The organism is Streptomyces sp. YPW6 (assembly GCF_018866325.1).
GTDB lineage: Bacteria > Actinomycetota > Actinomycetes > Streptomycetales > Streptomycetaceae > Streptomyces.
This window is the reverse complement of the sequence record NZ_CP076457.1, coordinates 1019886-1033870: the sequence shown is the minus strand read 5'-3', so window position 1 is coordinate 1033870 and position 13985 is coordinate 1019886. Positions and strand designations below refer to the sequence as shown.

Below are 13985 nucleotides of genomic sequence, written 5' to 3'. Positions count from 1 at the left end.
CGGACGTGCGAGGGGGAGTGCTGTGTTGCGAAGCGTGGGGCACAAGCCGCTGACCGGCAGCGGCGAGGACCCGAGGGTGGCCGAGCTGCGGACAGCCGTCTCGCGGCTGCGCCGGGAGCTGGCCGGTCTCCGCATCGACTTCCCCGACCGGCCGATCGCCGAGGACGAGCTGGCGGCCTTGGCCGCCATGGCCGTCGGCGGTGTGCCGGAGATCCCCCGTATGCGCCGTTCCCTGTTACTGATCGCGGGCGCCATCGGCTCGGTGAGCGCGGTGGCGGCGGCCCTGCGCGAGGTGCGCAACGCGGTCGACCTCTTCGGCGAGCCGCCGCGCGGGTGACCGCCCGCCCGGACGTCCGCGCCTCATCCGCCGGGCGGGCCCTGCAAGCGCTGGATGAGCCTGCGGGCGGGCCCTGCAAGCGCTGGATGAGCCTGCGGGCGGGCCCTGTCGGCGCTGGATGAGTCTGCGGGCGGGTCCCGTCAGCGCCGGATGAGCCTGCGGGCGGTGGCCGCCGCGACCGCCGCCGTTCGGGAGTCGACGCCCAGCTTGGCGTAGATGTGCACCAGATGGGACTTCACCGTGGCCTGGCTCAGGAACAGCCGCTTGCTGATCCGCAGGTTCGACAGACCTTCCCCGACCAGCTGGAGGACTTCCAGCTCGCGCCGCGTCAGCGCCTCGGCCGGTGTGCGCATCCGGTCCATCAGCCGGTGCGCCACCGAGGGCGCCAGCGCGGAACGTCCCGCCGCCGCCGTCCGTACCGCGGCCGCCAGCTCCTGCGGCGGCGCGTCCTTGAGCAGATAGCCGATCGCCCCGGCCTCGACCGCCGCCAGGATGTCCGCGTCGGAGTCGTAGGTGGTGAGGATCAGGACCCGGGGCCCGTCCGGGGCTGCGGTGATCGTCGCCGTGGCCTCGGAGCCGTGCATCCCCGCACGGAACTGCAGGTCCATCAGGACCACGTCGAAGCCGCCCGTCGCCGCCAGGGCGACGGCCTCCTCGGCGGTGGCGGCCTCGCCGTCGACCCGGAAGTCCGGCTCGGTGTCCAGCACCGCGCGCAGCCCCGCCCGGACCACCGGATGGTCGTCCGCGAGCAGCAGCCTGATCGCGTCGCCGCCCGCGCTCACGCGGCCCGCTCCGGGTTCGCGGCGGTGCCCGGGACCGTGCGCGCACCGGCTTCCTGCGCCGTTGACGCTGCCTCTGCCTCTGCCTCTGCCTCTGCCTCTGCCGCTTCCGGGACGGGCAGCGGCAGCGTGAGTGCCACCGCGGTCCCCTGTCCCGGCGCCGATTCCACGCTCAGCGCGCCCCCCAGCGATCCGGCGCGCGCCCGCATCGCCGGCAGCCCGAAGCCGCCGTCGCCGCCCTTGCTCCGCTCGCGCACCGGAGCCTGTGACGGGTCGAAGCCCCGCCCGTCGTCCACGACGTCCAGCGCCACCGAGGTGTCCATGAAGCTCAAGGTGATCTCCGCCCGACGCGCCCGGGAGTGGCGCACCGTGTTGGCCAGCGCCGACTGGGCGGTCCGCAGCAGCGCCACCTCGTACGGGGTCGGCAGCTCCACCGGGGTGCCGCTCACCGCGAACCGGACGGTCAGCTCCGGTGCGGTCGTCCGCGCGCAGAGCCGCTCCAGCGCGGCGGCCAGTGTCCCGTGCTCCAGGTCCGGCGGGGTCAGTGCCCGGACGAAGGAGCGCGCCTCAGCGAGATTGGCCTGCGCCGCCTCGCGAGCGGCCCGGACGTGCGGGGTCGCCGGGGCGTCCTCGGGCAGCGAGCGTTCGGCGGCGCGCAGCAGCAACTGGATGCTGGACAGCCCCTGCGCCAGGGTGTCGTGGATCTCCCGGGCCAGACGCTCGCGCTCGGCGAGCGTCCCCGCGGTGCGTTCCGCCTCGGCGAGGTCCGCCCGGGTGGCGACCAGCTCCACGATCAGCTCCCGCCGCCGTTCGCTCTCCCGGAAGAGGGCGTCGTACCCGAGGACGGTGGCGACGGCGACCGCCGCGCCGATCAGCGGCCCGATGAACGCACCGGGTTCGATCTCCTGCCGGTGCACGACGAAGCTGGTGATCGCGGCGGCCGCGGTGACCACGACGGCGGGCAGCGCCCAGCGCATCGGCAGGAAGTGGAGCTGGAGGAAGTAGAGCGGGAAGGCGACCCACAGGGCGTCCGGCGACAGCACCAGCAGCACGACCCACAGCGCCCACAGCCCGGCCAGCCACCACGCCCCTGCCCGCGTTCCCGGCTGTACGGGGTTTCCCCGCCGTGCGACGGAGTTTTCCGGCCGGGCAGCGGAGTCTGCCTGTCGTGTCCCCGAGTCTCCCGGCCGTGTGCCCGAGCCGTCCGGCCGTACGGAGGGACTTCCCGGCCGAGCGCCGGAGGCCTCCGGCCGTACGGACGGGGAACCGCTTCCCGGCCGTACGGGGGAGGACCGGGCCGCCCCCGCCGCGTACACGGCCGCCGTCAGCAGCGTCACCGACACGACCGCCGCCGTGTCCGGAGCGCCCTCGCCGACCGCGCGCACCACCACCAGGGCCAGCAGCCCCGCCAGCAGGGCGTGCAGACAGAGCCGCAGGGCAGCCGTGACGTGGGTGTGCGATCGCGAATCCATGGTGTGTCCAGCGTAGCCGCGGAGACCTCGGCCCCGGTCCATCGAAAGGTTGATCCCGGGCCCGTCCGCAGCGCGATGTCCTCCCGGCCGCGCCCGACGACGCTGGGGTCATGTTCGTCGCATGGAGAGACCTCCGCTTCGCCAGGGGCCGGTTCGCGCTCATGGGCTCGGTCGTGGTGCTGATCACGCTGCTCGTGGGCCTGCTGTCCGGCCTCACCGCCGGGCTGGCCCGGGAGAACACCTCGGCCGTCACCGGCCTCGACGCCGACCACCTGGCCTTCGCCGCACCTCCGGACGGGCAGGCGGAGTCGTTCGCCGACTCGGCCGTCCCGGAAGACGCCTGGCGGGCCTGGGCCGCCCGGCCCGGGGTCGACGCCGCGCAGCCGGTCGGCATCCGCACCCTGAACGCCACCGCCGGTGAGCGGAGCGGCGCCGTGTCGGTCTTCGGCGTCGAACCGGACGGCACGCTCGGGCCGGACGGGATCGGCCCCGGGCGGGTCGTGCTCTCCGCGAAGGCCGCCGAGGAGCTGGACGCCGCCGCCGGTGACCGGATCGCGCTCGGCGGGACCGAGCGCGAGGTCGCCGCCGTCGCCACCGACGCCTCGTACAGCCACACGCCCGTCGTGTGGACCACCCTCGACGACTGGCAGCGGATCGGCCACGACGGCGCCGGGCCCGCCGAGCAGGCGACCGTGATCGCCCTGACCACCACCGGCGGCGTCGACCTCGCCGCCGGAGACGCGGCGGCGGGCACCAGCACGCTCCCGCTCGACGACTCCCTCGCCGCGATCGGCTCCTACCAGGCGGAGAACGGCTCCCTGCAACTGATGCGCGGCTTCCTCTTCGCCATCTCCGCGCTCGTCATCGGGGCGTTCTTCACCGTCTGGACGATCCAGCGCAGCGGCGACGTCGCCGTGCTCAAGGCGCTCGGAGCGTCGACCCCGTACCTGCTGCGCGACGCGCTGGGGCAGGCCGTGGTCATGCTCGTCCTCGGTACGGGACTGGGCGCCGCCCTCGCTGCCGGGGCCGGGGCCCTGATCGGCGGGGGAGCCGTCCCGTTCGTCCTCGATCCGGCGACCGTCCTCGTCCCGGCCGCCGTGATGATCGCCCTCGGCGCGCTCGGGGCCGCCCTGTCCGTCCGGCGGATCACCGCCGTCGACCCGCTCACCGCACTCGGGAGTGCCCGATGACGCTCACCCTGACCGACGTCACCCTCACCTACCCGGACGGCGAAGGCCGGCTCACCGCCCTGGACCGGGTCTCGCTGGACGTCCCGCCGGGCACGCTGACCGCCGTCGTCGGGCCGTCCGGCTCGGGCAAGTCGAGCCTGCTCGCGGCCGCCGCCACCCTGGTCACCCCGGACTCCGGCGAGGTCGTCGTGGCCGGGACGCCGACGGCGGGGCTGAGCCGCGCGGGGCGGGCGGCGCTGCGCCGGGACCGGATCGGCATCGTCTTCCAGCAGCCCAACCTGCTGCCGTCGCTCACCGCGGCCGAACAGCTCCAGGCCATGCGCCACCTGTCCGGGGGCACCGCCCGCGGTGCCCGGCGCCGGGCCCTGGAGCTGCTGGACGCGGTCGGGCTCGCCGACCGTGCGGAGCGTCGGCCGCACCAGCTCTCCGGCGGTCAGCGCCAGCGCGTCAACATCGCGCGGGCCCTGATGAACGAACCGGCGGTCCTGCTCGTCGACGAGCCGACCAGCGCACTCGACCACGTACGCGGCGGGGCCGTGCTCGACCTGCTGGTCACCCTGACCCGGGAGCGCGCCACCGCCACGGTGCTGGTCACGCACGACCGGGCGCACCTGGACCGGGTGGACCGGACGGTGACGATGGACGACGGACGGCTGACGGTCCCGGCCGAGGTCTGAAACGCCGAAGTCCGAAACCCCACGCCCCGCGCCTCCGTGTCGCCGCCGGCCCCGCGATTCAGCCGCCGTTCGCGCCGCTGCTCGCCAGGGCTTCGGACAGCTCGCCCGCGACCTGCTGGAGGATCGGCACGATCCGTTCCGTGGCCGCCTCCGTCACCCGCCCCGCCGGGCCCGAGATGGAGATCGCGGCCGAGGTGGGGGAGTCCGGTACGGAGACCGCGAGGCACCGCACCCCGATCTCCTGTTCGTTGTCGTCCACCGCGTACCCGGCGCGGCGCACCTGTTCCAGGGCGTCGAGGAAGCCCTCCGGCGTGGTGATCGTCTTCTCCGTGGCGGCGGGCATGCCCGTACGGGCCAGCAGCGCGCGGACCTCGTCGGCGGGGGTGTGCGCGAGGAGCGCCTTGCCCACGCCGGTGGAGTGGGGCAGGACGCGTCGGCCGACCTCGGTGAACATCCGCATGGAGTGCTTGGACGGCACCTGGGCGACGTACACGATCTCGTCCCCGTCCAGCAGGGCCATGTTCGCCGTCTCGCCGGTCTCCTCGACCAGTCGGCTGAGGTAGGGCCTCGCCCAGGTGCCGAGCAGCCGGGAGGCGGACTCGCCGAGCCGGATCAGCCGGGGCCCCAGCGCGTAGCGGCGGTTGGGCTGCTGGCGTACGTACCCGCAGACGACCAGGGTGCGCATCAGCCGGTGGATGGTCGGCAGGGGCAGACCGCTGCTCGCGGACAGCTCGCTCAGCCCGACCTCGCCCCCGGCGTCGGCCATCCGCTCCAGCAGATCGAAGGCGCGCTCAAGGGACTGCACCCCACCGCTGGAACCGGAGGGCTTGGAGTCGGCTGTGCTGGCGTGGGACGGCGGCACGTCAACGGTCCTTTCGAAGCGGAAGGCAAGGCAGCAGCCTACCGGGCGGTTCCGGTGCGGCCCACAGCTGCCCGGTCGGCGTCCGTGCCGGTCAGGGCCTGTTTTGTCCGGGTGCCGCCGGTCGGTTCGGACGGCTCGGCGCCGCCTCTCCTGGCCCATGCTACGTTCCGCAGTTCGAAATATGACTTTTACTTTGTGGAAACCTCTAGTCGGAGTGGAAGAGGTGGCCCCTCGGGTCCCCGTGCCGGAAGGTGGGTCTTGACGAGGGCGTTTGTCGAGTGAAGACTCCATCGGAGCTTCAACAGTTCGTTGAATTCCTGTTGTGATCATCCTGGAGTGAAGGAGCACAGGTGTCCGGTGTGGACGTGAACCTGGTACTGCGCTCGACGCGCGTCGTCACCCCCGAGGGCACCCGCCCGGCTGCGGTCGCCGTCGCGGGCGGGACGATCGACGCGGTCCTGCCGTACGACGCCGACGTGCCCGCGGGCGCCCGTCTGGAGGACTTCGGCGACGACGTCCTGCTGCCGGGCCTGGTCGACACCCACGTCCACGTGAACGACCCCGGCCGCACCGAGTGGGAGGGCTTCTGGACCGCCACCCGCGCGGCCGCCGCCGGCGGCATCACCACGCTCCTGGACATGCCGCTCAACTCCCTCCCGCCGACCACCACCGTCGACCACCTGCGGACCAAGCAGCAGGTCGCCGCCCCCAAGGCGCACGTCGACACCGGCTTCTGGGGCGGTGCGATCCCGTCCAACGTCAAGGACCTGCGCCCGTTGTACGAGGCCGGGGTCTTCGGCTTCAAGTGCTTCCTCTCGCCCTCCGGGGTGGAGGAGTTCCCGGAGCTGGACCAGGAGCAGCTGGCCCGTTCCATGGCCGAGATCGCGGGATTCGGCGGCCTGCTCATCGTCCATGCCGAGGACCCGCACCACCTGGCCGACGCCCCGCAGCGTCCCGGCCCCGCCTACGCCGACTTCCTGGCCTCGCGCCCGCGCGACGCCGAGAACACCGCGATCGAGGGGCTCATCGCCCACGCCAGGCGGCTGAACGCCCGCATCCACGTCCTGCACCTCTCCTCCAGCGACGCCCTGCCGCTGATCGCCGCCGCCAAGCGCGAGGGCGTCCGCGTCACCGTCGAGTCCTGCCCGCACTTCCTCACCCTCACCGCCGAGGAGGTTCCGGACGGGGCCACCGAGTTCAAGTGCTGCCCGCCGATCCGCGAGGCCGCCAACCAGGACACTCTGTGGGCCGGGCTCGCCGACGGCACCATCGACTGCATCGTCAGCGACCACTCCCCGTGCACCACGGACCTCAAGACCCCCGACTTCGCCTCCGCCTGGGGCGGCATCTCCTCCCTCCAGCTCGGCCTGCCCGCCATCTGGACCGAGGCCCGCAGGCGCGGCCACTCCCTCGACGACGTGGTCCGCTGGATGTCCACCGCCCCCGCCGAACTCGCCGGGCTGACCCGCAAGGGCGCCATCGAGGCCGGCCGTGACGCCGACTTCGCGGTCCTCGCGCCCGAGGCGACCTTCACCGTCGACCCCGCCGAGCTCTTCCACCGCAACCAGGTCACCGCCTACGCCGGGAAGACCCTGCACGGCGTGGTCCGCTCCAGCTGGCTGCGCGGCGCCCGCATCGTCTCCGACGGCGTCCTCGCCGAGCCCACCGGCCGCCTCCTCGAACGGGACCGCTGACCCGGGCCCACGGCCCCTCCGCGAACGGAACCGCTGACCCGAGCCCACCCGGCCGCCTCCTCGGAGAGGGACGCTGAACCGGCCCCACCGGCCCCACCGGCCCCACCGGCCCCCCGGAACGGGACCGGGAACCGCACCCCACCGGCCCTCCGCGAACGCGCCCCCCGACCGTGCCCGAAAGGACCCCCCGACCATGACGGACGCCTCGATACCCCGCTTCACCGGCGACGCCAGCCCCTACGCGGGCGGCGACCCGTACGCCGACCACCGCACCGCCGACTTCCCCTTCGCCCACCTCGTCGACCTCGCCGACCGCCGCCTCGGGGCGGGCGTCATCGCGGCCAACGACGAGTTCTTCGCCGAGCGGGAGAACCTCCTCAAGCCCGAACCCGCCGTCTTCGACCCGGAGCACTTCGGCCACAAGGGCAAGATCATGGACGGCTGGGAGACCCGCCGCCGCCGAGGCGTCAGTGCCGCCGAACCCCACCCCACCGCCGACGACCACGACTGGGCCCTCGTCCGGCTCGGCGCACCCGGCGTCATCCGGGGCATCGTCCTGGACACCGCCCACTTCCGCGGCAACTACCCCCAGGCGGTCTCCGTCGAGGCCGTCGCCCTGCCCGGCTCCCCGTCCCCCGAGGACCTCCTGGACCCCGACGTGAAGTGGACGACGCTCGTCACCCGTACGGCGGTCGGCGGCCACGCGGCCAACGGGTTCGCCGTCGACGCCGAGCAGCGCTTCACCCACCTGCGGGTCAACCAGCACCCGGACGGCGGGATCGCCCGGCTGCGTGTGTACGGAGAGGTCGCCCCCGACCCCGCCTGGCTCGCCGCCCTCGGTACGTTCGACCTCGTGGCCCTGGAGAACGGCGGCCGGGTCGAGGACGCCTCCGACCGCTTCTACTCCCCCGCCACCAACACCATCCAGCCCGGCCGCTCCCGGAAGATGGACGACGGCTGGGAGACCCGCCGCCGGCGCGACCGGGGCAACGACTGGATCAGCTACCGCCTCGCCACGCGGTCCGGCATCCGGGCCGTGGAGATCGACACCGCCTACCTCAAGGGCAACGCGGCGGGCTGGGCCGCGCTCTCGGTACGGGACGGCGAAGGGGGCGACTGGACCGAGGCCCTGCCCCGGACCCGTCTCCAGCCCGACACCAACCACCGCTTCGTGCTCGACGGGATAGTCCGGGCCACCCACGTACGGATCGACATCTTCCCGGACGGCGGCATCTCCCGGCTCCGGCTGTACGGATCGCCCACCGACGACGGCGCGGCCGCCCTCGCGGCCCGTCACCGGGAGCTCGGCGGCTGACCCGGAGGCGGAAACGGCCGGGCACACCGCGATCGCAGGGGGATGGCGGTACGCCCGGCCGGCCGTCGCGCGAGGAGAGTCGGCCCCGCGGGTGCTCAGAACTCCTCGTGGGACTCCGGGTCGCCGCCGAACCGCCGCTGCCGCCCGGACGCGATCGTCGTCAACTCCTGCTCCGTCAGCTCGAACCCGAACAGATCGAGGTTCTCGCGCTGCCGTCCGGGATCCGCCGACTTCGGGATCGGCACCGTGCCCAGCTGGGTGTGCCAGCGCAGTACCACCTGGCCGGGCGTCACTCCGTGGTCCTCCGCGATCGCCACGGTCGAGGGGTCCTCCAGCACCTCCCGGCCCCGGGCCAGCGGACTCCAGCTCTCCGTCACGATGCCCTTCGCCGCGTGCACCGCCCGCAGTTCCTCCTGCGGGAGGAGCGGATGCATCTCGATCTGGTTCACCGAGGGCAGCACCCCCGTCTCCCGCTCCAGCCGGTCCAGATGCGCGGCGGTGAAGTTGGAGACGCCGATGGAGCGGACGAGGCCGTCCTCCCGGAGCCGGATCATCGCCTTCCAGGTCTCCACGTACCTGTCGACGCGGGGGAGCGGCCAGTGGATCAGGTACAGATCCACGTAGTCGACGCCCAGGCGGGCCCGTGACTCCTCGAACGAGGCTAGTGTCTCCTCGTACCCGTGATGGCGGCCGGGCACCTTCGTGGTGACGACGACCTCCTCCCGGGGGACGCCGCTGCGGGCGATGCCCCGGCCGGTGCCGGTCTCGTTGCCGTAGGCGAGGGCCGTGTCGACCAGCCGGTAGCCCAGCTCCAGCGCCCCGGCGACGGCCTCCTCGGCCGCCGCGTCGTCCAGCGGGTAGGTGCCGAGCCCGACCGCGGGGAGCGGTGTGCCGTCGTTGAGCGTGTGAAGCGGTGTACCGGACATGTGCTGGTCCTGTCCTTCCCGTCGCTGCCCCGTCCCGGCCAGCGTAGGTGCGCCGCCGGTACGCGGCAGCCGGGCGTACGCCAGGGAGCGCGCCCCGGCGTACGTCCGGGCGGCGGAGCGGGGAAGAGCCGGGCGGGTCCCCGGAGGGGCGCGCCCCGGTCGCGGCGGGGCTCAGGCCGCGTGGCCGCCGTCCACGACGAGCTCGGTGCCCGTGATGAAGCCCGCCTCGGCGCTCACGAGGTAGGCGACGAGCGAGGCGATCTCCTCGGTCGTGCCGAAGCGGCCCAGTGCGTTCGCCGCGCGCTGCCCCTCCGCCAACGGCCCGTCGGCCGGGTTGAGATCGGTGTCCACGGCCCCCGGCTGGATCACGTTCACGGTGATGCCCCGCGGCCCCAGCTCCCGGGCGAGCGGCTTCGTCAGCCCGGTCAGCGCGGATTTGCTGAGCCCGTAGAGGGTGGAGCCGGGCCCGCCCGTGTACCTGCTCAGAGCGGAACCCACGGAGATGACGCGGCCACCGTCGGCCAGCCGCTCCGCCGCCGCCCGGCAGGCGAGGAAGACCGCTCGTACGTTCACCGTCAGCGTCCGGTCCACGTCAGGACCGGCGAGCGCGGCGATCGGGCCGAGGATGCCGATGCCCGCGTTGTTGACCAGGATGTCCAGCCGGCCGAACGCGTCCGCCGCCCGGTGCACGGCGTCGGCGGCCGCGTCGGCGTCCGCCGCGTCGCAGCGCAGGGCGACGCCCCGGCGGCCGTAGCCCTCGATCCGCGCGGCGACCGCGCGGGCCGCCTGCTCGTCCTGTACGTAGGTGACGGCGACGTCCGCGCCGTCCCGGGCGAGCCGCAGTGCGATCGCGGCGCCGATACCCCGGCTGCCCCCGGTGACCAGGGCGGCCCGGGGCGCACGACCGGTGGGAACGGCGGCAGGAACGGCGGCGGGAGCGGTTGCGGACCGGGTTCCGGTGGGTGTGCCGGAAGCGTTGCTGGACATGGCTGTTCCTCGCTGACGGGGGTGCCGTCGCTCCGACGGCACCCCCCAGCAAACGCGCGCCGGGGCCCGCGCACCGGCGGGTATCGGACACCTACGGCGGCCCGGGGCCGCTCACCGTAACGGCAGCAGGTCGGGGTCCGTCGCCGCCGCCCGCAGGCGGGCCAGGATGGCGCGGGCCGCCTTGTCGTAGCCGAGGGTGTTGTTCTGCAGCACCGACTCGGCGTTGGCCAGCTCCAGCAGGGCGATCACCTCGAACGCCAGCTGGCACACGTCGGTGTCCCCGGCCAGCTCCCCGGCGGCCCTGGCCTCCTCGATCGTCTCCTCCACGAAGGTCACCCAGCCCGTCTGCGCGGACGCCAGGGCGTCGTGCACCCGGCCGCTGCGGGCGTCGAACTCGGCGGTGGTGGCGTAGAAGAAGCAGCCGCCCCGGAACACCCGCTCGCGGGAGTACGCGATCCACGCCTCGCACATCCGCCACACCCGCCCGAGCCCCGGTGGCACCGACCGGGCCGGGCGCAGCACATGGTCGACGTAGACGGCCACCGCTCCCCGCACGGTGGCCAGCTGGAGCCCCTCCTTGGAGCCGAACAGCGCGAAGACCCCGCTCTTGCTCAGCCCCAGCTCGGTGGCCAGCCGCCCCAGCGACAGGCCCTCAAGACCTTCGACCGACGCGATCTGCACCGCCCGCCCCAGGACCAGCTGTCGCGTCTGGTTCCCCCGCTCGACCCGCCCGTCCGCCCTTACCGACACCATGTGACCACTCCGTGCCTCAGCGTTACCGATGCGTCAGTCTAGGGAGCGGCGGGAGCCGCCCGGGAGCGATCCGACCGCTGAGACAGGTGTTCCCTTTCCGGGAACCCGGCGGGTAGCGTGATCACTCCGCGTGCGAGCCGGCGAGGTCTCCACATCACGTTCCGTGGAGAATCCGGGAGAACCAGGTGTCCGCTGCCGCCGTGCCCGCCGCGGGGAGTGTCTCCCCGCGCCCCGCCTGGGTCACCGACCTGCCCGTGCTGGCGGTCGCCGCCGTCTGGGGCGCGAGCTATCTCGCCGCCAAGGGCGTCACCACGTCCCATACCGTCGTCGCCGTCCTCGTCCTGCGCTTCGCGATCGTGCTGCCCGTGCTCGTGACGGCCGGATGGCGCAAGCTGCGGGCGCTGACCGCCGCGCAGTGGCGGGGCGCCGGAGTGCTCGGGCTGGTGCTGAGCGGGATCTTCCTGCTGGAGACGTACGGGGTGGTGCACACCTCGGCGACCAACGCCGGGCTGATCATCAGCCTGACCATGATCTTCACGCCGCTGGCCGAGGCCGCCGTGACCCGCGTCCGCCCGTCGGCCGGATTCGTGGCCGCGGCCGGGCTCTCCGTCGCCGGAGTGGTCCTGCTGACCCAGGGCGCCGGGTTCACCAGCCCCTCGGGCGGCGATCTCCTGATGCTCCTCGCCGCCCTCGCCCGTACGGTCCACGTCCTGGCCATGGCCCGGATCAAGGCGGTGCGGGACGCCGACTCGCTCTCGCTGACCACCGTCCAGCTCGGCAGCGCGGTCGCGGTCTTCGCCGTCCTCGCCGCCCTCCCCGGCACCGGCGCCTCACCGTGGAGCACGGCCGCGGGCTTCGGCGCCCGGGAGTGGGCGGGCCTGGTCTTCCTCTCGGTGTTCTGCACGCTGTTCGCGTTCTTCGTGCAGATGTGGTCCGTACGGCGCACCTCGCCGTCCCGGGTCGGCCTGCTGCTCGGAACGGAGCCGCTGTGGGCCGCCGCCGTCGGGATCAGCCTCGGCGGGGAACAGCTCGGCGCCCCGGGCGCGGCCGGGGCCGTGCTCGTGCTGGCGGGCACCGCGTGGGGGCGGCGTGCCGCCCTCGGGGGTGTCCGGCGGATCAGGTCCTGATCGAATCCGCCGCGATCATCACGGCGGCCCCCGCCACGATCAGCACGATGCTGACGAACAGCAGCCGGTCGCCGAGGAAGTCGATGTGGCGCACCAGCGCCCAGAACCGGAACCAGCCCGTCCATTCGTACAGCAGTCCGCCCACGCCCTGGACGAAGACGAGGAACCCGATGGTCTCGACGATGTTCTTCATGGGCCGAGCCTTCGGCCTAGCCCGGGCTCGCCGCGTCGGCCATCGGTCTGGTTCCCCGCGCCGAAAGGAGCGCGAGGTGCGACTTCGGTAGCTTCCACGCCGATCGGAACCCTGCCAGGCCGTCCGGCTGCGTAACTTTGTCGACATGACGCGCACCGAGTACCGCTGGCTCCTCCCGTCGGCGATGGCCGGCCCCGAGCTGCCGGACGACCGGATCCGGACGCGGCGGACCGTGCGGGACTGGGCCGTCGACCTCACGGCCTTCCTCATCGCCGCGGGCATCGGCATGCTGGCCATCGGCACGATCGAGGCCGACGACTCCACGGCCGACATCGTCGTCTTCGCGGACTCGGTCGTCGGCGCGCTGGCGTGCTGCGCCCTCTGGCTCCGGCGCCGCTGGCCCATCGGACTCGCCGTCGCCCTGACCCTCGTGTCCGCCGTCGAACCCGTGGCCGCCGGGGCTCTGCTGGTCGCCCTCTTCAGCCTGGCCGTGCACCGCCCGTTCAAGCCGGTCGCGATCGTCGGTGCGCTCGCGCTGGTCCTGGTACCCGTGCAGCCGTTCCTGCGCCCCGACCCGACGACGTCGTTCCTCGCCTCGCTCGTCTTCGGCACCCTGCTGATCCTCCTGGTGATCAGCTGGGGCATGGCCGTACGGTCCCGGCGCCAGCTCGTCGTCAGCCTCCGCGAACGGGCCCGCCGCGCCGAGGCGGAGGCGGAACTGCGCGCCGAACAGGCCCAGCGCCTGGCGCGGGAGGCCATCGCCCGCGAGATGCACGACGTCCTGGCCCACCGGCTGACCCTGCTCAGCGTGCACGCCGGGGCCCTGGAGTTCCGGCCCGACGCCCCCGCCGCCGAGGTCGGCCGGGCAGCCGGCGTCATCCGGGACAGCGCCCACGAGGCACTCCAGGACCTCCGCGAGATCATCGGCGTCCTGCGCGGCCCCGGCGACACCGACGAGACCCACCGGCCGCAGCCCACCCTCACCACGCTGGACGCCCTGGTCGCCGAATCCCGGAGCGCGGGCATGAAGGTCGCCGTCGACAACCGGGTCGCCGAACCCGAGGACGCCCCGGCCGCGACCGGTCGCACGGTCTACCGCATCGCCCAGGAGGCTCTCACCAACGCCCGGAAGCACGCGCCCGGCACCGAGGTCCTGCTCACCGTGACCGGCGGCCCCGGCGCCGGTCTCACCGTCGAGGTGGTGAACCCGGCCCCCACCGAACCCTTCGAACGGGTCCCCGGCTCCGGCCAGGGGCTCATCGGCCTCACCGAACGCGCCACGCTCGCCGGGGGACAGCTGGAGCACGGCCCGACGGAGGACGGCGGCTTCGCGGTCCGGGCCCGACTGCCGTGGCCCGCAGCGTGAGCGCCGGGGTGCGGGAGCGCGTGACGCCCGTCGTGCGGGAGCGGGCGATGCCTGCGGTGGGGAAGCGGGCGGTGCGGGTGCGGGTGATGCCTGTCGTGCGGGAGCGGGTGACGTCTGCGTCGGGGAAGCAGGCGGTGCCTGCGGCGCGGGTGCGGGTGATGCCCGTCGTGCGGGTGGGGGTGACGTCTGCGGTACGGGAGCCCGTGACGCCGGCCGCACGGGAGCGCGTGACGTCTGCGGTACGGGAGCCCGTGACGCCGGCCGCACGGGAGCGCGTGACGTCTGCGGTACGGGAGCCCGTGACGCC

14 protein-coding genes are annotated in these 13985 nt (G+C 73.9%); 7 read left to right on the top strand and 7 right to left on the bottom strand.

Annotated features, from left to right (window positions below; translation table 11 throughout):
* Positions 1–34 precede the first annotated feature (34 nt).
* Complete coding sequence (locus KME66_RS04575) at positions 35–337, top strand: DUF5955 family protein (protein WP_073221457.1); 303 nt, start codon at positions 35–37, stop codon at positions 335–337.
* Between the two features lie 140 nt (positions 338–477).
* Here the strand turns inward: KME66_RS04575 and KME66_RS04570 are convergent, their stop codons facing one another.
* Positions 478–1119 carry a response regulator transcription factor gene (locus KME66_RS04570; RefSeq protein WP_216319221.1) on the bottom strand — a complete coding sequence of 214 codons (642 nt, stop codon included), beginning with the start codon at positions 1117–1119 and terminating at the stop codon, positions 478–480.
* Positions 1116–2588 carry a sensor histidine kinase gene (locus tag KME66_RS04565; RefSeq protein WP_253208230.1) on the bottom strand — a complete coding sequence of 491 codons (1473 nt, stop codon included), beginning with the start codon at positions 2586–2588 and terminating at the stop codon, positions 1116–1118. The genes KME66_RS04570 and KME66_RS04565 overlap by 4 nt, the downstream gene beginning before the upstream one ends.
* A gap of 110 nt (positions 2589–2698) precedes the next feature.
* Here KME66_RS04565 and KME66_RS04560 point away from each other — a divergent pair, with 110 nt between their 5' ends.
* Entirely contained in the window at positions 2699–3778 is a 1080-nt protein-coding gene (locus tag KME66_RS04560; RefSeq protein WP_216319218.1) for an ABC transporter permease, read from the top strand.
* The gene (locus tag KME66_RS04555; RefSeq protein WP_216319215.1) at positions 3775–4455 is read left to right on the top strand and encodes an ABC transporter ATP-binding protein; all 681 of its coding nucleotides are present in this window, start codon (positions 3775–3777) and stop codon (positions 4453–4455) included. Before KME66_RS04560 ends, KME66_RS04555 begins: the two co-directional genes overlap by 4 nt.
* A 58-nt stretch (positions 4456–4513) precedes the next feature.
* Here KME66_RS04555 and KME66_RS04550 read toward each other — a convergent pair whose 3' ends face one another.
* Positions 4514–5317, bottom strand: a complete 804-nt coding sequence (locus tag KME66_RS04550; RefSeq protein WP_073221469.1) for an IclR family transcriptional regulator — start codon at positions 5315–5317, stop codon at positions 4514–4516.
* Between the two features lie 350 nt (positions 5318–5667).
* Here KME66_RS04550 and allB point away from each other — a divergent pair, with 350 nt between their 5' ends.
* Positions 5668–7011: an allantoinase AllB gene (gene allB, locus KME66_RS04545; protein ID WP_216319213.1), complete on the top strand. Its 1344-nt coding sequence runs from the start codon at positions 5668–5670 to the stop codon at positions 7009–7011.
* Positions 7012–7204: 193 nt separating this feature from the next.
* A complete protein-coding gene (gene alc, locus KME66_RS04540; RefSeq protein WP_216319210.1) occupies positions 7205–8326 on the top strand; it encodes an allantoicase in 1122 nt (373 codons plus the stop codon).
* A 95-nt stretch (positions 8327–8421) separates the two neighbouring features.
* Here the strand turns inward: alc and KME66_RS04535 are convergent, their stop codons facing one another.
* The 3 genes from KME66_RS04535 to KME66_RS04525 all read right to left on the bottom strand — a co-directional run bounded on the left by KME66_RS04535 (position 8422) and on the right by KME66_RS04525 (position 10992).
* Positions 8422–9252, bottom strand: a complete 831-nt coding sequence (locus tag KME66_RS04535; RefSeq protein ID WP_216319208.1) for an aldo/keto reductase — start codon at positions 9250–9252, stop codon at positions 8422–8424.
* 171 nt (positions 9253–9423) lie between these two features.
* On the bottom strand, positions 9424–10239 hold the full coding sequence (locus KME66_RS04530) for an SDR family NAD(P)-dependent oxidoreductase (RefSeq protein ID WP_216319205.1): 816 nt from the start codon (positions 10237–10239) through the stop codon (positions 9424–9426).
* A 111-nt stretch (positions 10240–10350) separates the two neighbouring features.
* The gene (locus tag KME66_RS04525; RefSeq protein ID WP_216319202.1) at positions 10351–10992 is read right to left on the bottom strand and encodes a TetR/AcrR family transcriptional regulator; all 642 of its coding nucleotides are present in this window, start codon (positions 10990–10992) and stop codon (positions 10351–10353) included.
* 185 nt (positions 10993–11177) lie between these two features.
* Here KME66_RS04525 and KME66_RS04520 point away from each other — a divergent pair, with 185 nt between their 5' ends.
* Entirely contained in the window at positions 11178–12119 is a 942-nt protein-coding gene (locus KME66_RS04520; RefSeq protein ID WP_216319199.1) for a DMT family transporter, read from the top strand.
* Here KME66_RS04520 and KME66_RS04515 read toward each other — a convergent pair.
* The gene (locus tag KME66_RS04515) at positions 12109–12312 is read right to left on the bottom strand and encodes a hypothetical protein (protein ID WP_216319196.1); all 204 of its coding nucleotides are present in this window, start codon (positions 12310–12312) and stop codon (positions 12109–12111) included. The genes KME66_RS04520 and KME66_RS04515 overlap by 11 nt on opposite strands.
* A gap of 145 nt (positions 12313–12457) precedes the next feature.
* Between KME66_RS04515 and KME66_RS04510 the strand changes: the two genes are divergently transcribed.
* Positions 12458–13678 carry a sensor histidine kinase gene (locus tag KME66_RS04510; RefSeq protein WP_216319192.1) on the top strand — a complete coding sequence of 407 codons (1221 nt, stop codon included), beginning with the start codon at positions 12458–12460 and terminating at the stop codon, positions 13676–13678.
* Positions 13679–13985: the final 307 nt, after the last annotated feature.